The organism is Nocardia mikamii NBRC 108933 (genome assembly GCF_001613505.1).
In the GTDB taxonomy this organism is placed as follows: Bacteria; Actinomycetota; Actinomycetes; order Mycobacteriales; family Mycobacteriaceae; genus Nocardia; species Nocardia mikamii.
The window spans coordinates 149,343-173,295 of sequence record NZ_BDCM01000010.1; the positions used below are offsets into that span (position 1 = coordinate 149,343).

Below are 23,953 nucleotides of genomic sequence, written 5' to 3' on the forward strand. Positions count from 1 at the left end.
AATGACCGGCGCGGCCCTCAGCGACGAGACCGATGTTCCAGAAAGCGCTGAACGCGGTCGCGGTGGACAGCGGACCAAGCTTGGACCCGGACTGCCCACCAGGGGGCGATATCGCGCGGCTTCGCGGCGACGGCATACGCGATGAGATCGGAGGCTTCCGCCACCGTGAGAGCAGGGATGCGGCGGAAGTCTGTCGGTGCGCTCATCCTGGTGTGGACCAGTGGCATGTATACCGAAGTGGTGGTGACGTCATTGCCGGCGATTTCCGCGGCCACGCTGCGCAGCCAGACGTCGAACGCCGCTTTCGAGGCACCGTAGGCCGACCAACGCGGGCTCGGCGGCATCAGCACACCCCAGGTGGATACATTGACGATATGCCCCTGCCGACGGGCGCACATATCGGGCAGCAGGGTGAGCAGCAGCCGCACCGGACCCAGATAGTTGATATCGATGGTGCGGGTGAAATCGTGGAAACGGTCGTAGGACTCGACGATCGGCCGCCGGATGGACCTTCCCGCGTTGCTGATCACGACATCGATATGCCCGTATTCGGCCAGCAGCGTCCGGCCCAGCGACTCGACGGCATCCATATCGGTCAAGTCGCTCGCATACGGGTGAGCTGTGCCGCCGGCCGCTGTGATCTCGGCGGCCAGCCGTTCGAGTTCGGGCCGGGAACGCGCCACCAGCGCCACCACGGCCCCGGCCGCGGCCAGCTTCCGCGCACTGGCCTTACCGATGCCGTGCGAGGCACCGGTCACCAGCACCACCTTGTCCGCGACCGCCGCCCGCAACGATTCCCCGGTCGCCCGGACTGTGGGGTACAGCAGCCGAATAGCCGCCCGTTCGGCGAGCGACCGCTCGCGATTCGTGACCGGGGTCTGGTCCACAGTTTCCGACTGTATCCCCCGGCCTTCTCCGCTACCCACCGGAACGGATGATCTCTTCGATATTGCGCTCGGCCAGCGCGCTGATCGTCAACGAGGGGTTCACCGTTCCGGTGCTACCGGGTATGGCCGCCCCGTCCATCACATAGAGATTTCGATAACCACGCACGCGGCCGTACCCGTCGGTCGCCCGTCCGATCACAGCGCCACCCAGCGGGTGGGACGTGAACGACGCGTCCGCGTCCAGCCCCGCGCGAAAAGCGGGCGGGCAGTGACATGCCACGTTGCTGTTCACCTCTCGCGCGCGCTCGAGATAGCCGGCAGCACCGCTGGGTGGCCATTGCAGCTCGACGTGCCCATCGCCCGACGGGTCACAGACGAACCGGCCCCGGGTGTCGTCGAGCACTATGCCCAGCGACGCGAGAACGGTGACGTCGACGGGTGTCGTGCCGGGGACGAACCAGCTCTCCAGCGCCACGGGGGCGCCCGCCTCGTCCAGAATCCGGCTCGCGGACGGTGCGCCCTGCGTGCCCACCTCGAGCGTGGTGAGCGGACGCGCCAGGGCCACATCGCCGTTGGTGCCCCAGCCTTCGCCGATGTGTTCGTTCAGGTCCGGCAGCGCTCCGGTGGCCCGCGCGCGTACCAGCAGCTCGGAAGTGCCGATGGAACCCGCGGCCAGGAAGAGCATGTCGCAGGTCAACGTGCGGGCGCGCAGCACCTCGCCCGTCGGGGCGAGTTTGGTCACCGCGACGGTATAGCGACCCGACGCCCCGGGTTCCCTGGCGATGGCGTCCACGCGATGGCCCGGATAGATCCCAGCACAGCCGGTGGCCTCGGCATAGCGCAGATAGTTCTGGTTCAGATCGAATTTCGCGCCGTTGGAGTTGCCGAGGTTCGAACAGCCGATCGTCGCCGACGGCCTCGATCGTCCCTCCAGTTCGTCGCGAATGACGTTCCACCGCCAGATGCCGTCGTTTCGCTGCGGCACGTAGCCGGCCGCGCGGACCTGTCCGTCCCAGGCACGAGCGTGCGCGAACGCGACGGAGTTGTAGATGTCCTGCGGTATCGGGCTCGGCCGCAGCGTCTGCCGGACTCTGGGGTAGTAGACCTCGCGCATCTCGCGATAGTCGACCACGCCCCGGAACACGTGGTCGAAGAACCGCTGCTCCGGCTCGAGGAACACCCCCGTGAACACCACCGAGCCACCACCGACACACGCTCCGCGCCACACATCCATCCCCGGGTAGCTGCACACATCGAGAACACCGCCGAACGCATCGACCGCCAGGCGGACCCGGTTCACCCCGGTGAAGCTGGTGCGGTACCAGAAGCCGCGGCCGTCCGGGACGGTGTCCTGCGCGAAGATGTCACGCCACGGGTCGCTAGGCCAGCGCGATCCGCGCTCGAGCACCGCGACCCGAGTGCCGGACTGCGACAGTCGCAGCGCGGTGACCGACGCCCCGAACCCCGATCCGACGACGATCGCGGGTACATGATCGGCCGGATCCGGCAACGGCGCGAAGATCTCCGGCACCAGCATGCGATAGATCGGGGTTCTCGGGCTCGGGACGAGGTTGTCCGCCCGGGCGACCGGCGCGGCGGTGTCCACCCGCGCAAGACCCAGCATCGCCGCCCCCAACCCGACGCCCTTGACGAAATCGCGCCTGTCCATCACGGCCCCTTGCCGATCCGACGTCGCTCGATCACCGGCGGCACACAACGAATGCGCCGGACATAGCGACTACCTATCATAGGGAGTAGGTCGGGTAGTAGGTGACAATGTTGACTCGCGCATGGACTCGATGGCTGCTCACACACGGCCTTCCACGGACCTATCTCCAGTGCTCGGCGCATCTGGGCGACCCGCTCGGGCAAATCGCCGTCGGTCCCGATCGCTTGCTGGGTTCGTCGCCGTACATCGAGCAGATCCGGCGGCGGGGTCGGATTCCCAAGATGTCGGGTGCGCGCGTCACCGCGGACTACGAACTGTGCCGGCTCATCCTGCGAGACCGGCGCTTCGGCGTCGTGACGCCCAATCACCCGGCCTTGCCGAAGCCGGTCCGCTGGATGCTGACCAAAACCGATCTGGGACTTCCCAATTTGAGCGAACCTCCCTCGATGCTGGTGACCGATCCGCCGGATCACACCCGGTACCGGCGCCTGGTCGGACAGGCATTCGGACCGAAGGCGATCGCCCTGCTGGCGGAGCGAATCGCCGAAGTAGCCGATGAACTGGTCGAACGGCTGCGGTCGAAGCCTCGGCCCGATCTGATCGCCGACTTTTCCGCACAGCTGCCCGTCACGATCATCGCCGAAATCCTCGGGCTGCCGAAAGACATGAGTTCGACTCTGCTGAAATGGGGCGACTCCGGTGCGCCGCTGCTCGAACGCGGCCTGTCCTGGACCACCTACCGCCACGCCATCGAAGACTTGGCCGAGGTCGAACGGTACTTCGAGCAGTATCTCGACGGGCTCACCACCCGACCGCGAGATGATGTGCTCAGCACGCTGGCGACCAGTGACGAGCTCACCCGGCGCGAGCAGATCGCCAACGCCACTCTGTTGCTGGACGCCGGATTCCTGACGACGGTGAACATGCTCGGCAACGGCATCGTCCTGCTGACAAGCCATCCGGACCAGCTGGAACTGTGCGCCGCACAGCCGGAGTTGTGGCCGAACGCGATCGAGGAGATCCTGCGCTACGACGGTCCGGTCCGGATGACCGGGCGGGTCGCGAACTGCGACGCGGATATCGCTGATCAGCACATCGCCTCCGGTTCGCTCGTCCTGCTGTCACTGGCCGGAGCCAACAACGATCCCGCGGTCTTCCCCGACCCTCAGCAATTCGATGTCACCAGGGACAACGCCGCGCAACATCTGGCGTTCGGCAGCGGGATACACGGCTGCCTGGGAGCCAGGCTCGCCCGATTGGAAGGCGCCGTCGCGCTGCGAGCTCTCTTCGAGCGGTATCCGGATCTGAGCCTGGACGGCCCACCGATCCCTCATCCGCTGCGGAACCTCCACGCCTACCGCTCGATGCCGGCCCTGCTGTCCACCGGGTAGTTCTCTGTCCACACGCGTGGTCGCTGCGCCTTGTAGATGCCGCGACCGCCTCCTATTCTTACGGGCGGAAGGCCGGGGTTGCGCGGAGTAGAGATGATCTACGACAATCTGCTCGCGCTGACAGCGCGAGCACCGATCACCAGCGGATTGCGGCAGGGCGAAGAATTCACACCCTACGCGGCGCTGGTCGAACGGATAGGTCGACTCGCTGCCGGCTTCCTCGAACGCGGCGTCGAGACCGGCGATCCCGTTGCCCTGCTGATTCCCAACTCACCCGATCTGTTCGTCACTGCCCACGCGCTCTTCGCCATCGGCGCCATCGCGATGCCGCTGGGCGAGACGGCCACGCGTTCCGAACTCGTCACATTCGCGAGAAAGGCCGGCCCCAAGGCCGTCGTCGCAACTCCCGGCCTTGCCGCGGCTGCCGGGATGCTCGTCGCAGATGCGGCGCCAGAGATTCCCGTATTCCTGACCACTGCCCTGCCCGAAGCGCACTCCCCCGCCCGGCTGCCGAAACTGTCGAGTGAAACCGTCGCGCTCTATCTCTTCTCGTCCGGCTCGACCGGGTTGCCCAAGGTGGTGCCGCACACCCATGGGGAACTCATCGCCGACAGTGAGCGAGCGAGCACAGCCTGGGACATCGCGCCCGACGATATCGTCCTCGACATTCTGCCGGGCAACTTCGCGATGGGCTTCCTCCTGGGCGTTACCCAGGCCCTCGCCGGTGGTGCGACGACGCTCTACTGGAGCGATCCGCTGCCGCTGGCGCTTTCACGCGGGAAACTGCTCGACACCATCGTCCGCGAGCGCGTCACCTTCATGGGCGCCGTGCCGGCGATGTACGAGATCATCGCCGGTGCGCGCGGCAGTTTCGACCTGGATCTGCGCCTGGCCTTCTCGGGCGGCGTCGCCCTGAAGCGGCCCGTCTTCGACATGGTGCGCGAGCGCCTCGGTATCACGCTCCGGCAGGATTACGGCTCGACCGAGGCCAGTATGTTCTCGCACAACGACTCCGCCGATCCCGACGCCAGCTGGGCCTCGGTGGGCAAGCCGGCGGGCGATGGCAGGGTCCGGATCGTTCCGTTCGACACCGAACTCGGCCCATCCGTCGGCGAGCTGGAGCTGAAATCGTCATCGCTCATGCGGGGCTATCTCGGCGATGCCGCGGCCAATGCCGAGGCGTTCGACGAAGGTTGGTTCAGGACCGGCGATCTCGCCTCGCTCGACGACGAAGGTCGCCTCTTCATTCGTGGCCGCAGCAAGCTGCTGATCGAGGTATCGGGCTACAAGGTCGACCCCATCGAGGTCGAGGAGACGCTCATGACATTGCCCGCCGTCGCCGCCGCCGCGGTGACGGGTCTACCGGATCCGCGCAGCGGTAATCGGCTGATCGCGTTCGTCGTCAAAAGGGCGGATCTGTCGGCCGACGAGGTGATTCGCTATGCCCGCGAACGGCTGTCGGTTCAGAAGGTCCCGGCGGAGATCGCGTTCGTCGACGCACTTCCGCGGAGCCCGACCGGCAAGGTGCTGCGCGCGCGGCTGCGCGAACTTCAGGCGGGCTGAGCCGCTCGCTGCGAAACATAGGATGCCAGCTTCGCGGGAGATTCGAACAGTTCCGCCCGTATCTCCGTATCCGGAATGCTGATCTTGAATCGGTTCTCGAGGAAATTCACCAGTTTCACCAGACTGATCGAGTCCAGCAGGCCGATCTCGAGCAAAGGGGTGTCGCGACCGACCGGCGCTTCGCCGGTTTCAGCCGCCATGATCGAGATATACTCGACGATCGGCGGTTCGAAATCATTCATCACTCGAATCCTTTACATGGTCAGCATATCAGCCGACTTCATCGCGATCTGAAAATGGAATTCGAAAACCTGGGAGGACGGCGTGGGCGAAACTCGCCCACTGGGCGAACGCGAACAACTGCTCAATCATTTGCATGCCCGGCGCGGACTGATCACCATGCAGGTGCTGCACGTGCGCGGACGCATCGATCCGGCGCTGGTGAGGCGCGCGCTCGCCTGGTTGCAGACCCAGCACCCTATCCTTCGCGCTCATATCCGCTATGGCAAGGTTGTCTGGCGCCCCCTGCCGCCCTTCGCCTATCGCCGGCGCTGGTTCGACACCGAGGGCACGACCGAGATCCCGTTGACGGTGCTCGACGACACCGACCCGCAGGCTTGGCGCGCGGTTCTTGCCGCGGACATGCGCACGCCGATCCCGAAGGGCAAACATCCTCGCCTGCGGATCACACTGGTGCGGCAGCTACCCGATGCCGATCTCAACCACATCGTCATATGTGCCGATCACGCGACGCTCGACGCCCGGTCCGCCAACATGCTCGCTCGAGGCCTTCTGGAATTTCTCGCCGATCCGGCCGTAGAGCACAGGCATCCGCGGCGCGTCACGGCCCTGCCACCGCCGATCGAGGCAGGCCTGCCGAACGCGGCCGGCAGGGGCGGCAAGAACACCTATACGCCGGCCATCCGGCTACCCAAGCAGACCGTACGCGATCCGAAGAAACAGACGCGGGTACTGGAGCGTCACCTCGGGCCCGCCGAAACGGCAACGCTCGCAGATGCGATCAAAGCCAACCGAACGACGCTTCACGGGGCGGTGACGGCCGCCTTCCTGATTGCCGTGCGAGAACGGTACGGGCTCGAGGTCATGACCGTATTGACCACTGTCGACCTCCGTCGCCTCAGTACGGTGGCGCTGCCACCCGACACCTACGGTTGCTACGTCGACATTCTCCGTACCGAGCACCCGATAACCGACGACTTCTGGGCCATCGCCCGCGAGGTCTCCTTCACGCTGATCGCCACGCTCGCCAAGCATCGAGAGTCCGCCTCCATCATGGGATTTCCCGATTGGGAGGTATTTCGGCACGAAGCGGTCCCGACGCTCCGAAACCACCGGCGTGTCGACGGGCTCGCGGTTACCACGGCAGGCGAGTCCGGCCTCCAGTCCAGCTACGGCGCTTACACGCTCGAGGACACCACCAGATCCGTTTCGCTCGACACGTTCGGCCCGTCTCTGTTCGTGATCGCCAACGAGCGGCTCGGTGGCCTGGACCTCAGCGTGTGCTACACGGCAATGGCGATGAGCGACAACGAGGTCCAGTGGCTCACCGACACCGCGGTAGCCCGGCTCGAAAGGACCGGCTGAGCACGCGCCGATCGCCGCACGCCCGCGAAGCCGTCCGGCACGCCATCGCCTAGCCCGACGAGGTGACCGCGCCGGCCCACGCCGCGAACGCGCCCGGGTTGCGAGTCTGCAGCAGCACCCGGCCCGGACCGGTGAAGTCGAACACCAGACCCTCGCCGGAAGTGATCGATTGCAGCGAACGACCCGAAACCGCCCGGCGGATACCGAATTTCAGTGCGAGGTCGTAGGCCACCACGTGGCCGCAGTCGATGGTCACCGACTCACCCGGCTGCAGATCGATCACGTCGATCGCGCCGAAGACGCCGACCACGACCTCGCCCTGCCCTTGGGCGCGCAAGCCGAATCCGCCCTCGCCGCCGAACATGTTGGCGAACCCGCCCCATTTCGCTTCCACCTGCACGCCATGGGAATTGGCGATCCAGCCGCCGCGGCTGATGAAGTACGGGCGGTCCGGCGCGATCGGCAACGCCAGCATGTCGCCGGGTAACGCCGGCGCGACATCGACCCAGCCGCCCTGCGGCGGCGCGGTGAACGTGGACACGAAGAACGACTCACCGGCCAGCACGGAACGCTTCAGCCCCGCCAGGAATCCGCCCTCGGCCTTCGCGGCCAGGCTCACTCCGGCCGAATGGGCCACCATCGCACCGGTTTCCGCCCGCAACGGCTCCCCACCGGCGAGAAAACACCGTGCCACCGTGGACGACGGATTATGCCGCAACACCACCTGCATGGCCGCGACGTTAGCAGCGCCGGGGGCGGGATGTCCCATTCACCCGCACCCGGCGGGCGGGCATGCGATGATGCCGGGCGACCGAACCGAATCACGAGACGAATGTCGGAGGCCCGCCCCGGTGCATATCGATTTCCCACACTCGCAGTCCGATCTCGACCACTCCGCCCGACGCAACCGCAGATCGCGCAGATTGCCGGTGCGCAGCGGCCTGGCGGCGGCGGGTGCGGCGATCGCGCTGCTGGCCGGCGGCACGCCCGCGGTGGCTGCCCCGCTGCCCCTGCACACCCACGCTCCCGGCTGCATGACCCCCGGCGACGCTCAGCCCAACGGCAAGCAGTGGCCTGCCGAACCCGCGGTGACCATCGACCCGAACGCCGGTTACACCGCGACGCTGGAAACCAACTGCGGGACCATCACCGTCGCCCTCGACTCCGCGCGGGCGACGCATACGGTCAACTCGTTCGCCTTCCTCGCCGGCGAGCAGTACTTCGACCACACCCGCTGCCACCGCCTGACCACCGAGGGCATCTTCGTGCTGCAGTGCGGTGACCCGACCGGCACCGGCACCGGCGGTCCCGGCTACCGGTTCGGAGACGAGAATCTCGCCGGTGCGACCTACCCGGCGGGAACGGTCGCGATGGCCAACTCCGGTCCCAACACCAACGGAAGCCAGTTCTTCCTGGTCTACTCCGACAGCAAACTGCCGCCCCACTACACCCCGTTCGGCCGGATCACCGGCGGTATGGACGTGTTGCAGAACATCGCCGCGGGCGGCGTGAAGGACGGATCCGGCGACGGCGCACCGGCCACCGATATTGTGCTCGACTCGGTGGCCACTGCCCGGCGCTGACACCGGATACGGCGAAGGCCGCGCTCGCGATGCGGGCGCGGCCTTCGTGTGTGTGCGGTACTCCTAGAGGTACTGACCCGTATTGGATTCGGTATCGATCGCCCGGCTCGCCGAAGCGTTCTTACCGGTAACCAGCGTCCGGATGTAGACGATCCGTTCGCCCTTCTTACCCGAAATACGTGCCCAGTCATCAGGATTGGTGGTGTTGGGCAGGTCCTCGTTCTCGGAGAACTCGTCGACTATCGAATCGAACAGGTGCTGGATGCGCAGACCGGGATTGCCGGTTTCCAGCACGGACTTGATCGCGTACTTCTTGGAACGGTCCACGATGTTCTGGATCATGGCGCCGGAGTTGAAGTCCTTGAAGTACAGGACCTCCTTGTCACCGTTGGCGTAGGTGACCTCGAGGAAGCGGTTGTCCTCGCTCTCGGCGTACATCCGGTCCACGACCCGCTCGATCATCGCCTTGACGCACTTGGAGCGATCGCCGGCGAACTCGGCGATGTCGTCGGCGTGCAGGGGCAGTTGCTCGGTGAGGTACTTGGAGAAGATGTCCTGTGCCGCTTCGGCATCCGGACGCTCGATCTTGATCTTCACGTCCAGGCGGCCGGGCCGCAGAATCGCGGGGTCGATCATGTCCTCGCGGTTGGACGCACCGATCACGATGACGTTCTCCAGGCCCTCCACACCGTCGATCTCCGACAGCAGCTGTGGCACGACCGTGGTCTCCACATCCGAGGACACACCCGAACCACGGGTGCGGAAGATCGAGTCCATCTCGTCGAAGAACACGATCACCGGGGTGCCTTCGGAGGCCTTCTCACGAGCCCGCTGGAAGATGATCCGGATGTGGCGCTCGGTCTCGCCCACGAACTTGTTCAGCAGCTCGGGACCCTTGATGTTGAGGAAGAAGGACTTGGCCTCCTTGGCGTCCTCCCCGCGCGCCTCCGCGATCTTCTTCGCCAGCGAGTTGGCGACCGCCTTGGCGATCAGCGTCTTACCGCAGCCCGGCGGACCGTAGAGCAGCACACCCTTGGGCGGGCGCAGCGCGTACTCCCGGAACAGATCCTTGTGCAGGAACGGCAGCTCCACCGCGTCGCGGATCTGCTCGATCTGGCGGCCCAGGCCACCGATGTCCTCGTAACCGACATCGGGCACCTCTTCGAGCACCAGATCCTCGACCTCGGCCTTGGGGATGCGCTCGAACGCGAATCCGGCCTTGGTGTCGACGAGCAGCGAGTCACCCGGGCGCAACCGCCGCACGGGCGCGTTCGGATCTTCGACGTCGTCCGCGTCGACCAGCGCCGACAGCGGGCCCGACAGCCAAACCACGCGTTCTTCGTCGGCATGCCCCACGACCAGGGCGCGACGGCCGTCGTCGAGGACCTCACGCAGGGTGCCGATCTCACCGGTCCGGTCGAAGGTGCCGGCCTCGACGACTGTGAGCGCCTCGTTCAGGCGCACGGTCTGTCCGTAGTGCAGTTCCGAGGTGTCGATGTTCGGCGAGCACGTCAGGCGCATCTTGCGTCCGGAAGTGAACACGTCGACCGTCTGATCCTCGTACACACCGATCAGCACGCCGTAGCCGCTGGGCGGCTGGCCCAGCCGATCGACCTCCTCACGCAGCGCCACCAACTGCTGACGAGCCTCCTTGAGGGTGTCCATCAGTTTGGTGTTGCGAATCGTCAGCGAATCGATACGAGCTTCCAATTCCCTTGAACGATCCGGCGAGTCGGCGAGTTGCCTACGGAGTGCAGCCGCCTCGGCGCGTACCACCTCGAGTTCTCTCCAGGCCGCCGAATCCGAATTCTCGATGGGGCTCATGATGCTGCTCCTCCCAGTCCCGGTCTATCAACGCTACCGGGCGCGAACCGTTCTCGCTTTCCGACATGGTTTCGTCGTGATCACATCTCAGCTGCGGTCTACCGGCCCGGGCCACCATGTTAGCCTGCCCTAACCTGCATTCGGCGAGCGATTTCGCCGGACCGAACCGAAAGGTCTAGTCGATGCTCCTTCCTACCCGCCACAGCGCTACTCCCTTCGGTGGCAGTACCCGCACCGGGAGCAACGCCACGCGGACCGCCGGTGTTTCCGGTGCGCGCCGGTTGCGTCTTGCTACGGCTACCGCGTTGGCCGCGCTCGCCGTTACCGCTATGACAGCATGCGGGTCCGACAATTCCCAGGACTCCACGCCGACGAGCGCCACCACCGCCACCTCGGCCTCGGCCGCCGCGACGAGCGCCACCGCCGCGCCCGCCCCCACCGCCGAGGAGCTGCAGGCCACCCTCAACGGTTTCGTGGATCCGGCCAAGCCGACGGCCGAGAAGGAAAAGCTGGTGGTCGGAGGGGATAAACGCGCCGCCAACATCGACACCATGACCAAGGGCCTGGCCAACTACGGCACCATCACCTTCACCGTCGCCGATATCAAGACCGAGGGCGACCAGGCCACCGGCCAGGTCACCATCACCTCGCCGCACGGCCCGGCGGGCCCCATGCCGATGACCTGGCAGCACTCGACCGCCGGCTGGCAGCTGTCGGACGCCTCCGCGTGCCAGATCCTGGCCATGGGTATGGCGCCCTGCCAGCCCTGATCGGGCTACGACACCGGCCCCGGTTCCGCCGGGCGCGAACCGGGCCGCCGCGCCCGAGCGGGCGGCCGGCGATCGAGCCGAGGACCGCGAACGGAGGACGAGGCCTCAGCCGCCCGCTCAGCCCTTGGAGGGGCGCCGCTGCGGTTTGGGTGCCACCACGCCGTCGGCGAGGCGGCGGGCGCTCACCAGGAAGGCCGTATGCCCCTGCATGCGGTGCTCGGGGCGCACCGCCAGGCCGACCACGTGCCACGGCCGCACCAGTGACTCCCAGGACCGGGGCTCGGTCCAGCACTGTTGCTGGCGCAGCGCCTCCACGACCTCCGACAGCTGCGTGACGGTGGCGACGTAGACGATCAGGACCCCGCCGGGGATCAGCGCGCGCGAGACCGCCGGCAGCGCGTCCCACGGTTTGAGCATGTCCAGAACCACCCGGTCGACCTGCTCGCCGTCGTAGTCGGCGACGTCGCCGAGGGTCAGTGTCCAGTTGTCCGGCCGTTCGCCGAAGAATCGCTCGACGTTGCGGACGGCGTGCTCGGCATGGTCCTCGCGGATCTCGTAGGAGCGCACACTGCCGTTCGGCCCGACCGCGCGCAGCAGCGAGCAGGTCAGCGCGCCCGATCCCGCGCCGGCCTCGAGCACCCGCGCTCCGGGGAACACGTCACCCTCGTGCACGATCTGCGCGGCGTCCTTGGGATAGATGACGGCCGCACCGCGCGGCATCGACAGCACGTAGTCGACCAGCAGCGGCCGCAGCGCGAGATACGGTGTGCCGTTGGCGGATTGGACCACACAGCCCTCGTCGGCGCCGATCAGCTCGTCGTGGCGGATCGGTCCCTTGTGGGTGTGGAACTCCTTGCCCGGCTCCAGGACGACGGTGTGTTGCCTGCCCTTGGCATCGGTCAGCTGCACCCGGTCCCCCGTGGCGAATGGGCCGGTCCGTCTGGCCGTCATGAATCTCCGTTCTCCTGTGCGTCATTTCCGGCGGCGGTCACGCGCCGCGGAATGTGTCGGTACCCGCCGATAGCCTGCCAGGTATGTCCGCACCACCGACGGCGACCCCGCCCGAATTACCGGCCGTTTCCCGCGGACCGGCGTTGTCGCCCTCGCGGGCAATCGATTTCAAACAATGTCCGCTCAAATACCGATTACGCGCGATCGACCGCATTCCGGAAACTCCCGGCCGCGACGCCGTACGCGGAACGGTGGTGCACGCGGTACTGGAATCGCTGTACGGGCTACCCAGTGGTGAACGCGTTCCGGAGCGGGCCGCGGCGCTGGTGGAACCGGCCTGGCAGCGTTTGCTGGCAGATCGCCCCGAGGTCGAGGTGGTGCTCGAACAAGGCGGTCTCCCACCGTTTCTCGATGAGGTGAGCCGCCTGGTCCGCGCCTACTACAATCTCGAGAACCCCACCGGATTCGACCCGGAATCCTGTGAATCGCTGGTGGAGGTCCGGCTGGCGGACGGATCGCCGCTGCGCGGTTATGTCGACCGCATCGATATCGCGCCGGACGGCCGGTTGCGGGTCGTCGACTACAAGACCGGCCGAACACCCGCGCCCGACGCCGAGCAGAAGGCGCTGTTCCAGCTGAAGTTCTACGCGCTGATCATGTACCGCACCCGCGGAGTGGCACCGGCCCAGCTGCGGCTGCTGTACCTGCGCGACGGGCAGATCCTGACCTATGCGCCGGACGCGGACGAACTCGTCCGGTTCGAGCGCATCGTGTCGGCCCTGTGGGCGGCGATCACCACCGCGGGCCGCGACGGAGATTTCCCGCCGCGGCCCGGGTGGAGCTGCAAATTCTGCGAGTACCACTCCCTGTGCCCGGCCTACGGCGGTACCCCGCCGCCGTATCCGGGCTGGCCGGACGATGCCGCCGCGACGGTGCCGCACCCGTGACCGCGGCGCCCGTCCGTCGACGTCAGAAGGCGCGGCAGGAACGGATATCGGTGGCCAGAATCGCCTTGGCGCCCAGTTCGGCGAGCTGATCCATCACACCGTTGCCCTGATTGCGCGGCACCAGCGCGCGCACGGCGACCCAGCCGGGGTCGGTCAGCGGGGAGACGGTCGGCGACTCCAGCCCGGGCGTGATCGCGGCGGCGCGGTCCAGCAGATCCTTCGGGCAGTCGTAGTCCAGCATCAGATACTGCTGGGCGAAGACCACACCCTGGACCCGGGCGATGAGCTGGTTGCGGACCTTGTCGCTGCGATCGGAACCGGTGGCCTCGATCAGCACGGCCTCCGAATCGCACAGCGAATCGCCGAAGGCGACCAGATCGTGCTGGCGCAGGGTGCGGCCGGAGCCCACCACGTCGGCGATGGCATCGGCGACGCCGAGCTGGATGGAGATCTCCACCGCACCGTCGAGCCGGATCACCTCGGCCTCGATGCCCCGGCGCTGCAGATCCTGCAGCACCAGATTCGGGTAGCTGGTGGCGATCCGCTTGTCGTAGAGGTCCTCGACCTTCCATTCGCGCCCGGCGGGGGCGGCGTAGCGGAAGGTGGAGCGGCCGAAACCGAGGCCGAGGCGTTCCTGCACCGGGGCGCCGGAATCCAGGGCCAGATCGCGGCCGGTGATGCCGAGGTCGAGACGTCCCGATCCGACGTAGATCGCGATGTCCTTCGGGCGGAGAAAGAAGAATTCGACCTGGTTGGCGTTATCGATCACCGACAGGTCGCGCGAATCGCTGCGTTTGCGGTATCCGGCCTCGGTGAGAATTTCGACGGCCGATTCGGACAGGGCGCCTTTGTTGGGGACTGCGACGCGAAGCATGGTGTGTCCTTTCGGGACGGGTGGCGGACAAATGTGTCAGGGAGCGGTCGAACCGTTTCGCCCGGGAGCCGTGGCAGCCCGGGCCTCACCCGTCACAGATGTCGGTACACGTCCTCGAGCCGCAGACCGCGGCCCACCATCAGCACCTGCACCCAGTACAGGAGCTGCGAGATCTCTTCGGCCAGCTGTTCGTCGGTCTCGTGTTCGGCGGCGATCCACACCTCACCGGCCTCTTCGATCACCTTCTTGCCCTGCGCATGGACCCCGGCGTCCAATGCCGCCACGGTTGCGGAACCTTCCGGACGGTTGGCCGCACGATCCTGCAGCTCGGCGAACAGGGTTTCGAAAGTCTTCACGGGAGGCCATTCTTTCAGACGACCGCATATGTCCCGCAATCGGTTATCGGCGCGGGCGCCGCGGTTGCCGCGAGTGTGCGCGTAGTCACGGTCCGGCGGGCGCCGACGGCGCAGCCGCACGGGGACGATCGATGCGATAGATGTAATGCCACCCGTCGTCGATCGGGTTGTCCGGCGGCAGCTCCCCTTCCGCGACTCGGCGCAAACCGGCCTTCTCCAGCGCCCGCCAGGACGCGCGGTTGGCGGCCGCGACGGGGATGAGGATGCAGTCGGCGCGCGGATAGTCGTCCCAACTCGCCGTGACGACGGCGCGCAGCATCGCCGAACCCAGGCCGCGGCCCGACCGCCCCGGCTCGCCGATCAGATAGTCCAGCGACACGGCCTCGCCGGGCACGTCGAGGATCGGCCGCATCTGTTCGACGTACTCGGGCCAGTCCGCCCAGCGGATCCGCTGCACCAGCCCGACGGGTTCGCCGTCGGCGCTGACGAGCAGATCCTCCGCGGCCACTTCCCCGCGCGCGGTCGGGCCGAAATCGCGTTCGACCGATGCGGCGTCGAAGTCGTGATGCCACCACCGCCGCACGTGTGGTTGCGCCAGCCAATGCCCCAGCAGCGCGAAATCCGCCGGCGTCACCTGGCGCCAGGCGAACTGCGGGATCACCGAGTCGGGCACGGGAACGAGGCTAGCAATCGGGGCGCACGCCCACCCCGGAACGAGCGGCACGCAGCCTGCGCTCCGGAGCCGGCAGCTGCGGACCGAACCCGGCGCGGCCACGGCGGACTCGCGCGACCGCGGTTCGCTGCGGCCACGGATACGACCGACACCCGAGCCGTCCGCCCACCGTGGCGATCGACTCGGGTGCAGTCCGCCGATCAGGCCGAGGCGAGCAGCTCCTCCAGTTCGGATACCGCGGTCCGCAGTTCGTCGGCGAACCGATACATCTGCTCCGCTACCGCTTTCGGTGTCGCGAGGTAGATGTTCCAGCGATCCGGCAGCAGGACGTAGGCGATGCCGATGCACTTCGGGCTGGTGCAGCCGAAACCGAAGTACTCGATATTCGCCGAGGGCGCCGAACTCGTACTCAGGTAGTCGTCGCGAGTGATGATCCAGCCCGGGCTGTCGAAGAACGGCATCGGCTCGGTGGCGCCCAGTTCGGCGCCGCGCCGGCGCTGCACCCACTGCAGCTCCCACAGGTGCTGCTCCGGCGCCTCACCGCGCTGGCACTGTTTGGCCCGCTCCACATGGGCGGTCGCGGCGGCCCGGGCGGCCGCGAGCTTCGTCGCCGCATCGGCCGACGAATCGTCCATCGTGGCAACGAATTCCAGGATCTGCGGGGTGATCACACGCATGGCCTCGGTGCGGCCGTTGCGATACTGCCGGGTCGCGATCGATTCGTAGGTGGCCCCGATCATCCCCTTGCTGCGCTGATGGGCGAGCTGGTAACTCAACTGCGCGAAGGCGTCCGGCGAGATGCCGAGTTCCTTGGCGCGGCCGGTGCCGAAGTGGTCGAACGACACCGTGGTGGTGGCGTTGTCGGCGACGAACTGCGCGAATGCGGCTGCGGCCGAGGAGATCTCACCGCGCAACCGATCGTCGAGCCGGAATTCGATCGGCTCCACCGAGGGCAGTCCCTGCGGTTGCGCCCCCGACTGCGCGGCGTGCTCGGCCGCCGGGGCCTCGAGCAGCCGGTCGACGAACGACAGGATGGTGGTGCCGTCGAGCCCGCAGTGCTCGACATTGATACCGGCGCTGCCGTCGGCGAACACGATCAGCGAGACCGCCTTGTCGAACCACCGGTTACCGCTGTCGCCGTGCAGCAGCTGATCACTGGCCGCGAGCTGATCGGCCGGGGTCACATCGTCGAGGCAGACGCAGAACAGCGCGGTTTCGATCACCTCGAGCGCCGCCGCGTTCTCCGGATCCTCGAGCAAACGGCCACGCACACCGGCCCATTCGGCCCGCGCCATGGTGGTCAGATGCCCGGCCGAGGAGTCGACCGGCAGCTGGTCGGGCGCCGCCTTGAGCACGGCCCGCAGTCCGTCGGCGAGGTCCTCCGGGGCGTGCGGGGCACCGCCGGCGCCGATGACCTCCATCCGGAACATGGCGCCGTGGTGGAAGACCACGATGTGGCGCGCCTGCGACGGTCCGGGCCAGTCGTCGCTGTAGGGCACCCGCACGCTGTCCTGCGGGTCGCCCGGAATCCTGGTCTCGGAGAACAGGAATTTGTTCTGCGCCATCGAAAAGTGCGCTCCGCGTTGCACGACCGGCGGGATCTCCTCCCGATCGAGCAGCAGTTTGTAGTTCACCGCGGCGGTGATCAGCGCCGCGGCGCGATCGGCCTGCTGGTCCGAGGTGGACTGCGCCAGTGGCGTGTCGTTGCGGAACAGGAAGAAGAAGTTGGCGTTGACCGCGATCCGGTCGCGACGGCCCAGATAGCGCGAGGGCCAGAACTCGTCGAGCCAGCTGCCGACGCCGGGGCTGCTGTCGAACCGCTCCAGATCGGCGTGCAGGATCCGGGCCGGACCGTCGGCGCGCAGCAGATCGGCCACCGCGCGCTCGGTATCGGCGTATTCGTCCTCCGACAGCAGCGGCCGCGACCACTGCAGGAAACGCGCACAGCTGTCGTCGAGCGTGGGCAGCGGCACGCGCGGCAGCTGATCGTCGAAGGCGAAGGTACGGTCGGTCACGGGCGGTCCTCGGGGGTCGGTGTGGATATGTACAGTTCGGCGTGCAGCCAGCCGTCGGATTCGTAGCCGGTCGGATCGATTCCGTTGGCGGTCAACGTATTCAATACCTGTTGCTGTTCGGCGGCGGAGGCGAATCGACGCTGCCGGAAGGTGCCGGGACGGCGCTCGGTCCGGTACCCCAGGGCGGCGAGTTCGCGCGCGATCGGTTCGAAGGCGTACATCCGCAGGACGAAGTGTGCCATCCACGGTAGCCGGGTGCCGTGCGCGCGGGCCACCCGTGTGAGGGTGCGGCCGGTGACGTAACCGACGCAGCCCGTGGAGATCACCAGATCCGCCGAGCCGATGATCTTGCGCTGCGCCTCGGTGGGATCGCCCGCCTCCAGATCGGCGTGGACGGTTTCGTGCAGCAGTCCGGTGGCGGCCGCGTAGTCCAACGCCGGCGCGGAGGCGTCCATGCCGATGAAGCGGATCTCGGGCAGCCGGTCGTCGGCGGCCAGGCGGGCGCGGTCGCGGGCGATGCAGGTGGCGGTATCCGCGTCACCGTAGTGCTCGGCCAGATCGGCGACGGTGGTGCCGAAGCGCAGCAGCGCCGCGTTCACCCCGTAGGAGCAGCCCAGGTCCAGGACGGTCGGCGCGGTACCGGTGTGCGCCTCGTAGTCGGCGAACAGTTCGAGGAAGGCGGGCTTCGCCAATTCCGGTATGCAGTAGTCCAATTCGGCCATCCGGCGGCAGTAGGCGCTCGGATCGGGGCGGTCGTAGATGTCGTCGAACGAAGCTTTTCCGGTGCTGTGCATCGAAACCGTCACGGGCGATCCTCCTGAGTCGAGCGGGTGATCAGTCGAGAAGTCGGTCGCCGCGTACGGCATTGCCCGCCGCGGCCAGATGGTCCGGCAGAACCCGCCCGAACAGTTGCCGGGTGCGTTCGACCGCGCCCACGATGCCCGGGCGGTCGCTGTAGGCGAAGATCGCGCTGTGACGCTGGGTGGCGCCCTCCACCGGTGAGACTCGGTGCAGGGAGAAACGGCCCTGGAACAATTGCAGATCGCCCGGGCGCAGTGTAAGCCGCCGGATGAGCGGCTCGCCCGATCCGGTGAGCACCGCGCGTACATCGGCCAGATTCTCCGATTCCGGTGTCCGGATGCGCGGGCAGTATTCGAAGATCCCGCCCGCGTCCGGCTCCTGGGTCAGCATCGAGACCGTGAATTCGTTGGTGTCGAAATGCCACGGATGCGACATGCCGGGCGCAACCACGTTGAGGCACAACCCCGCCAGCGGATCGGTGTATTCGTGCAATTGCGGCAGACCGAAGCATTCGGCGACCAATCGCTGGAACGCCGCACTCGTGTAGAGCACCTGGATCACCGCGGTCCGGGGAATCAGATCCCGCGCGACGAAGGCGTTTCCGCGCTCGAGCACGATCGTGGCCGGATGGTCGGGAGGCAGGTCGCTGTCGAGCGGAATGTTGTACGCGTTGACCTTCTCGACCGTGTAGTAGGCGTGCGGGGCGAGTTCGGCGCCCTCGTCGCGCAGCGTGGCCAGCAGGTCCGGGCGCACGAAGCCGGGCAGGACGGTGCAGCCGTCGGCGGCGAGGTCGTCGCGCGCCCGGCGCACCACCTCGTCCCACCGCGCGCTGCCGGGCGCGTCCAGTGGATAGCGCTCGGTGTCGACGACGGCGGTCAGGGCCGGTCCGGCCGCCGCACCACCCACCCGTTCCGAAGGGCCTTCTCCCCCAGCCGTTTCGCCGTTCACCCGGCCCATTTCACCCACGTTGCCACAACCCCCTGTCGCCGCCATGAAGATCATTGTGACCTGCCGGACGCCATCGCACAGCAGATTCCCGGATATCATTGGGAAACCTCACAAACCCTCGAGTAACCATGTGCGCCAGCGATATTCGCGACCACAACGCCGCGACGCACCGCTGCCCGCCCGGCCGCCGCGCACGGGCGGTAGGGTCGCGAGATGGCGCCACTGCGGGTGGGCACCGTCCCGACCATCTCCGACGAATTCATCGGCCGCGAACCGGAACTGGGGCGGCTGGCGACCCTGCTGTCCGGGCCCGCGCGGCTGATCACGGTGATCGGTGCGGGTGGGCTGGGCAAGACTCGCCTGGTCACCGAGGCCGTGCACCGGTTGCCCCGGACCGGCGAGCGGCGCGTGCACTGGGTGCGCCTGGCGCGTCTGGCGGCGGGGACGGACGCGGCCGGAGTGGCCGAGGAAGTGGTACGCGCGGTCGTCGATCACGACTTCTCCGGGCGGGATCCCTGGCCCGCGCTGAGCGACACCCTCGGTGCCACCGACGCACCCCCGGTGCTGGTCATGGACAACTGCGAACACGTCACCGACGGCGCGGGGCAGGTGATCGCCGAGCTGATCGAGACGGTGCCGGACCTGACGGTGCTGGCCACCAGCCGTCGCCCCCTCGGCTGGATCGACGAGCAACTCCTGCCGCTCCCGCCGTTGACGCAGCACCAGGCCGTGGAGTTGTTCCACAAGCGCGCGGCCCTGACCGGTACCGTGCTCAGCCCCGACAGCGCCGGCACGGTGGCCTCCATCTGCCGGCATCTGCACCATTACCCGCTGCACATCCGGCTCGCCGCGGCGCGGCTGCGGCGGCGCCCGCCGGCGGTGATCCTGCGCGATCTCGACGGCCGCGCCGGCGACACCCGCCTGCACTGGCCGCCCGCCACTCTGGTCGGCGCGGACACCCGGCATCGCGGAATCACCGACGTGATCGCGTGGTCGTTCGAACTGTGCGACGCGCGCGAGCGGCTGCTGTTCGAGCGGATGTCGGTCTTCGCACCCGGATACGACGTCAATCCCGCCGACGCCGAAGCCGATTCGGGCCTCGAGGTGGGCGCCGACCTCGACGCGATCGTAGCCATCTGCGCCGGGCCCGATGACTCCGACGGTGCGGCAGCGGAGCCGAGCGCCGCGGAGGTCGAGGAACTGCTGGAACGGCTGGCCGACCAATCGCTGGTCACCGTGCATCTGAGCGCCCGGGAGGTGCGCTATTCGCTGCTGGAGAGTTTGCGGCTGTTCGCCCGGGAGCGCCTGGCCGAACGCGATCCGCGCGAGCCGCGGCGGCTGGCGGACCGGCACCTCCGCTATTACCGCGACCGGATCACGAGTTCGGACGACGGCGACGGCCGGTTGCCGCAGTGGGCGCGCGCGTCGTGGGACAACCTGCTGATCGCGATCGACCGCAGTCTGGACTCGCCCGACGACGCGGTGGCCGGGCTGGAGATCGCGCTGGGGATGATCGCGTTGCATGTGCCCTTCTTCCGGGGTTCGTTGCGCGAATCACGGCGCCGCGCCGAGAAGACACTGGCCGCCGCCGAATCCGCGCCCGAGCCGCTGCGGATCCGCGCGATGGCCACGATCGCCTGGATCTGCCTGTGCCAGGGGCTGCCCGGCGAGGCGGAGGAGCTGCTCGACCGCTGTGTGGCGGCCGCGGTGCCCGAGCCGACGGCACGGGCACGGTTGGCCGCCGACCCCACCGCCGACGTACCGCTTCCGGCGCCGGTGGTATTCACCCTGGGCTGCCGGCTGATGCTCGTCGACCAGGATGTGCGGGCGCTGGTGCTACTCTCCCGCGCTCGCGAAATGTTCACCGCCGCAGCGGATTACGGGCACGCGGCGATCAGCGCGCTGTTCGAGGCGCTCGCCGCCGCCTTCCTCGGTACGCCCGGGCAGGCCCTCGCCGTGACCGCCCGCCACCTCGAGGCGGCGGATTCGGGTGCGGACTGGGCGAAGTCGTGGGCCGAGATCGCGCGCATCATCGCCGAAACCTTGCACGGCGACGCGCGGTGGGCCGCCGCGGCCGCGCCCGCCACCCTCGCCCGGCAGGTCGCGACCCGCGACACCTGGGGCGTGGTGTGGTCGGTCCACGCGCGGGCGTGGGCACTGGCGCGGCTGACTCTCGACGCGCCGCCTGCGGCCGCACCGCGCGCGACGGCCGAGGAGATCGCGCGACTGCTGGGCGCCGCCGCGGCGCTGCGCCACCGGCTCGGCGTCGACATCGCCCAGCTGCGGCCCTTCGTGGCGGAGACCGACCGGGCGGCGGACGGAATCCGGCGGCTGGTGGGTCCGCGCACCTTCGACGCGGCGTATCGCGAGGGCACCGAGGTGTGCACGACGCTGCGGGAGATCAGCCGGCTCGCCTGCGACATCGCCGTGCCGGACGAGTGCGCGGTCACACCGCACGCACCGGAATGGGATCTGCTGACCGGGGCCGAACAGGAGGTCGCCGCGCTGGCGGCGGCCGGGTGGACCAACACTGCCATCGCGGACCGGCGGGGTAGTTCGGCGCGCACGGTGGACGCCCAGATAGCGGCCGTCCTGCGGAAGCTCGCCGTCGCGTCGCGCGCCGACATCGCACCGCTGGTGCCACCCGATCGCCGCCTCGGTGCCGACCTCGCGCCGAGGCCAGGCCGGCTCCGCGCCGTACCCGCACCGGCGAGCTCGGTGGCCCGGGTCAGCGCACGCCGGCGTGAACCAGGGCAAGCTCGTCGACGGTGAGGCCCACCAGGGATTCGCGGAATTCGAGTCCGGGCCGCGACGGGACCGCGATTTCGCACGGCACCACCAGCACCCGGCAACCAGCGGCCAGCGCGGCGGCCGAACCGGTCGGCGAATCCTCCACGGCCACACAATCTTCCGGGGCGACACCGAGCAACCGCGCGGCACGCAGATAGGGATCGGGCGCGGGTTTGCCGCTGTCGACCTCGTCGCCGCAGACCGAGACGTCGAACATGTGACGGCCCAGCGTTTCCAGGCACAACTCGGTGATCGATCGCTTGGTGTTGGTCACCAGCCCGGCCGGCAGGCCCGCCGCCCGCAGCGTCGCCAGCGCGTCCTGCGCACCGGGCCGCCACGGAATGGGCCCGGCCATCAGTTCGGTGACCCGGCGTTCCAGCCACTGTCCCGCCGCGAGCATCGCCGCCGGGTCGAGTTCCAGGCCCAGTCCGTCGAACAGGATCCGCAGCGCGTTGCGGGCGTCGGCGCCGATCAGCGCGTGCCGGATGGCGTCGGTCATCCGGCCGCCGAGCTCCTCGGCGAGTTCACGCACGCCGATATCCCAGAGCTTCTCCGAATCCAGCAGGGTGCCGTCCATATCCCACAGCACGGCGGCCACAGTCACCCGGAGCTCTCCTTCCGATTCCGCGTCAGGTTCCCGACGCGGTGATGAGCATCCGGCCGGTGGCCGTATCCACCGTGAACCAGCGGCTCTCGGAGGTGACGGTCCCGTTCTTCAGCGTATAGGTGAGCGTCGCGACCGCCCGCCCGGGACCGCTCTGTGTCACCCCGCCGACCCGCACCGACGACACCGTCGACCAGAAATTCGAGTATTGCGCGTAGCCGCCGGTCTGGGACTGGTACGACGGCGCCAGCTCGGCCCAGGCTCCGCTGGTGTTACCGGGCAGCATGCCGTAGTAGCCGGAGATGAAACCCGCGACGTCGGCGGGCTGGGCCGAGCCGTAGGGAGCGCTGGTTCCGGGCGGGGCCGTCCGGGTCGCGCTCGCACCGGGCGCCGGGGCGCCACTCGGCGCCGCGCCGGGTGCGGGCTGTCCGCTGGGCACGGGGCTACCGAGCGATGCGCTGCCACCCGCGCCGTTGGCCGAGGATCCGCCGGGCGCATCCGGGGTCGCGGCGCCGGGTGGTGCGAAGGCGGTCGCCGAGGGTTGCTCCGGCGCCGAGGTGGTTCCGTTGCCCGCCGCCGTGGTGTGGTCGTCGTCGGACCCGGATGTCGCCACCAATCCGACGATCACCGCGACGACGAGAACGGCGGCAGCGGCTGCCGCCCAGATCCGCCGGTCGCGCAGCGGGCCCGGCTTCGGTTGCGGCGCGGGCGTTTTCGCGGTGGATGCGCCTGCGGCCGGGGCGGCACCGGCCGCGGCCGTGGTCTTCTCGGGCTTGGACAGCACCGTGGTCGCGCCGGCGTCGTCGACGCCCGGGCGCGGGAGCACTTTGGTGGCCGCAGGGACCAACGCGGCCGATCGGCCGTCGGCGACGGCCTCGAGCGCCTGTTGCGCTTCCCGCATGGTGGGCCGGTCGGCACCGTCGGCGGCCAGCAGGCTCATCAGCACCGGGCCCAGCGATTCGGCGCGCTTCGGCTCGGGCACCTTGGCACTGACCACCGAATGCAGCACCGCGAGCGGATTGTCGCCCTCACCGAACGGCGGCGCGCCCTCGACCGCGGCATACAGCGTCGACCCCAGCGCGAACACGTCGGACGACGGTTCCGGATCCTCACCGCGCGCGATCTCCGGCGACAGATACGCCGGGGTGCCGGCCAGGAATCCGGTCGAGGTGACCGTGACGTCGCCGACGGCGCGCGAGATACCGAAGTCGGTGATCTTCACCGTCCCGTTGTCGGCGACGAGGATGTTGGCGGGCTTCACGTCCCGGTGCACGATGCCGGCGTCGTGCGCGGCCGCGAGCGCCGCGGCGACCTTCGCCCCGATCCGGGCCACTTCACGCGGTTCGAGCGGGCCTTTGTCGCGCATCAGCGCCGCCAGGCTCGGCGCGTCGACGTACTCCATCACCAGCCAGGGCTGGCCGTCCTCCTCCGCGACGTCGAAGACGGTGACCGCGTTCTGGTGGTGCAGCCGCGCCGCGATACGTCCCTCCCGCATGGCGCGCATCTTCGCTTCGAGCGCCTGCGCCTTGGTCAGTCCGGGCGCCAGCAGCAGCTGCTTGACCGCGACGGTGCGCCGCAGCCGAACGTCACTGGCGCGCCACACCACGCCCATGGCTCCGCTGCCGATGGGATCGGCCAGTCGGTACCGCCCGGCGATCAGCCGATCTGAAGTCATGGTGTCGAACCCCTCCTGCGCTCACAC

At 68.4% G+C, this 23,953-nt stretch carries 21 protein-coding genes; 7 read left to right on the forward strand and 14 right to left on the reverse strand.

Annotated features, from left to right (window positions below; translation table 11 throughout):
• Positions 1–17: 17 nt before the first annotated feature.
• Complete coding sequence (locus NMI01S_RS13700; protein WP_245716852.1) at positions 18–887, reverse strand: SDR family NAD(P)-dependent oxidoreductase; 870 nt, start codon at positions 885–887, stop codon at positions 18–20.
• Between the two features lie 31 nt (positions 888–918).
• Positions 919–2,556 (reverse strand): GMC oxidoreductase, encoded by a 1,638-nt coding sequence (locus NMI01S_RS13705; protein ID WP_062997209.1) that lies wholly within the window; start codon positions 2,554–2,556, stop codon positions 919–921.
• 107 nt (positions 2,557–2,663) lie between these two features.
• Here NMI01S_RS13705 and NMI01S_RS13710 point away from each other — a divergent pair, with 107 nt between their 5' ends.
• Together NMI01S_RS13710 and NMI01S_RS13715 are read left to right on the forward strand one after the other, a co-directional pair.
• Entirely contained in the window at positions 2,664–3,947 is a 1,284-nt protein-coding gene (locus tag NMI01S_RS13710; protein WP_062997211.1) for a cytochrome P450, read from the forward strand.
• Between the two features lie 93 nt (positions 3,948–4,040).
• A complete protein-coding gene (locus NMI01S_RS13715; protein WP_062997213.1) occupies positions 4,041–5,510 on the forward strand; it encodes a class I adenylate-forming enzyme family protein in 1,470 nt (489 codons plus the stop codon).
• Here NMI01S_RS13715 and NMI01S_RS13720 read toward each other — a convergent pair.
• Positions 5,498–5,752: an acyl carrier protein gene (locus NMI01S_RS13720; protein WP_062997215.1), complete on the reverse strand. Its 255-nt coding sequence runs from the start codon at positions 5,750–5,752 to the stop codon at positions 5,498–5,500. The two genes, NMI01S_RS13715 and NMI01S_RS13720, sit on opposite strands and share 13 nt — an antisense overlap.
• A gap of 82 nt (positions 5,753–5,834) precedes the next feature.
• On the opposite strand from NMI01S_RS13720, the gene NMI01S_RS13725 reads away from it, so the two are divergent.
• The gene (locus tag NMI01S_RS13725; RefSeq protein WP_062997217.1) at positions 5,835–7,115 is read left to right on the forward strand and encodes a phthiocerol/phthiodiolone dimycocerosyl transferase family protein; all 1,281 of its coding nucleotides are present in this window, start codon (positions 5,835–5,837) and stop codon (positions 7,113–7,115) included.
• Between the two features lie 49 nt (positions 7,116–7,164).
• Here NMI01S_RS13725 and NMI01S_RS13730 read toward each other — a convergent pair whose 3' ends face one another.
• Positions 7,165–7,845: a TIGR00266 family protein gene (locus NMI01S_RS13730; protein ID WP_036501799.1), complete on the reverse strand. Its 681-nt coding sequence runs from the start codon at positions 7,843–7,845 to the stop codon at positions 7,165–7,167.
• A 121-nt stretch (positions 7,846–7,966) separates the two neighbouring features.
• Here NMI01S_RS13730 and NMI01S_RS13735 point away from each other — a divergent pair, with 121 nt between their 5' ends.
• Positions 7,967–8,698 (forward strand): peptidylprolyl isomerase, encoded by a 732-nt coding sequence (locus NMI01S_RS13735; RefSeq protein ID WP_439956260.1) that lies wholly within the window; start codon positions 7,967–7,969, stop codon positions 8,696–8,698.
• Positions 8,699–8,761: 63 nt separating this feature from the next.
• Here NMI01S_RS13735 and arc read toward each other — a convergent pair whose 3' ends face one another.
• Positions 8,762–10,522 (reverse strand): proteasome ATPase, encoded by a 1,761-nt coding sequence (gene arc, locus NMI01S_RS13740; RefSeq protein WP_062997219.1) that lies wholly within the window; start codon positions 10,520–10,522, stop codon positions 8,762–8,764.
• A gap of 182 nt (positions 10,523–10,704) precedes the next feature.
• Between arc and NMI01S_RS34830 the strand changes: the two genes are divergently transcribed.
• Positions 10,705–11,292, forward strand: a complete 588-nt coding sequence (locus tag NMI01S_RS34830) for a WKL family lipoprotein (RefSeq protein WP_245716853.1) — start codon at positions 10,705–10,707, stop codon at positions 11,290–11,292.
• A 117-nt stretch (positions 11,293–11,409) separates the two neighbouring features.
• Here the strand turns inward: NMI01S_RS34830 and NMI01S_RS13750 are convergent, their stop codons facing one another.
• A complete protein-coding gene (locus NMI01S_RS13750) occupies positions 11,410–12,243 on the reverse strand; it encodes a tRNA (adenine-N1)-methyltransferase (protein ID WP_062997221.1) in 834 nt (277 codons plus the stop codon).
• A gap of 83 nt (positions 12,244–12,326) precedes the next feature.
• Here NMI01S_RS13750 and NMI01S_RS13755 point away from each other — a divergent pair, with 83 nt between their 5' ends.
• Positions 12,327–13,190 carry a RecB family exonuclease gene (locus tag NMI01S_RS13755; protein WP_062997223.1) on the forward strand — a complete coding sequence of 288 codons (864 nt, stop codon included), beginning with the start codon at positions 12,327–12,329 and terminating at the stop codon, positions 13,188–13,190.
• A 22-nt stretch (positions 13,191–13,212) separates the two neighbouring features.
• On the opposite strand, the gene hisG is transcribed toward NMI01S_RS13755, so the two are convergent.
• The 6 genes from hisG to NMI01S_RS13785 form a co-directional block, all read right to left on the reverse strand.
• Positions 13,213–14,064 carry an ATP phosphoribosyltransferase gene (gene hisG / locus NMI01S_RS13760; RefSeq protein ID WP_062997225.1) on the reverse strand — a complete coding sequence of 284 codons (852 nt, stop codon included), beginning with the start codon at positions 14,062–14,064 and terminating at the stop codon, positions 13,213–13,215.
• Between the two features lie 92 nt (positions 14,065–14,156).
• On the reverse strand, positions 14,157–14,420 hold the full coding sequence (locus NMI01S_RS13765; RefSeq protein WP_030518144.1) for a phosphoribosyl-ATP diphosphatase: 264 nt from the start codon (positions 14,418–14,420) through the stop codon (positions 14,157–14,159).
• Positions 14,421–14,505: 85 nt separating this feature from the next.
• Positions 14,506–15,093, reverse strand: a complete 588-nt coding sequence (locus NMI01S_RS13770) for a GNAT family N-acetyltransferase (protein WP_245716854.1) — start codon at positions 15,091–15,093, stop codon at positions 14,506–14,508.
• Between the two features lie 200 nt (positions 15,094–15,293).
• Positions 15,294–17,108 (reverse strand): choline/carnitine O-acyltransferase, encoded by a 1,815-nt coding sequence (locus NMI01S_RS13775; RefSeq protein WP_062997227.1) that lies wholly within the window; start codon positions 17,106–17,108, stop codon positions 15,294–15,296.
• Entirely contained in the window at positions 17,105–17,914 is an 810-nt protein-coding gene (locus NMI01S_RS13780) for a class I SAM-dependent methyltransferase (RefSeq protein WP_218001095.1), read from the reverse strand. The genes NMI01S_RS13775 and NMI01S_RS13780 overlap by 4 nt, the downstream gene beginning before the upstream one ends.
• A 28-nt stretch (positions 17,915–17,942) precedes the next feature.
• Positions 17,943–18,902 (reverse strand): HalD/BesD family halogenase, encoded by a 960-nt coding sequence (locus NMI01S_RS13785; RefSeq protein WP_245716855.1) that lies wholly within the window; start codon positions 18,900–18,902, stop codon positions 17,943–17,945.
• A gap of 168 nt (positions 18,903–19,070) precedes the next feature.
• Here NMI01S_RS13785 and NMI01S_RS13790 point away from each other — a divergent pair, with 168 nt between their 5' ends.
• Complete coding sequence (locus tag NMI01S_RS13790; protein WP_062997229.1) at positions 19,071–21,629, forward strand: ATP-binding protein; 2,559 nt, start codon at positions 19,071–19,073, stop codon at positions 21,627–21,629.
• On the opposite strand, the gene NMI01S_RS13795 is transcribed toward NMI01S_RS13790, so the two are convergent.
• On the reverse strand, positions 21,586–22,251 hold the full coding sequence (locus NMI01S_RS13795; RefSeq protein WP_281186707.1) for an HAD family hydrolase: 666 nt from the start codon (positions 22,249–22,251) through the stop codon (positions 21,586–21,588). The two genes, NMI01S_RS13790 and NMI01S_RS13795, sit on opposite strands and share 44 nt — an antisense overlap.
• A gap of 25 nt (positions 22,252–22,276) precedes the next feature.
• Positions 22,277–23,926, reverse strand: a complete 1,650-nt coding sequence (locus tag NMI01S_RS13800; RefSeq protein ID WP_062997231.1) for a serine/threonine-protein kinase — start codon at positions 23,924–23,926, stop codon at positions 22,277–22,279.
• Positions 23,927–23,953 lie beyond the last annotated feature (27 nt).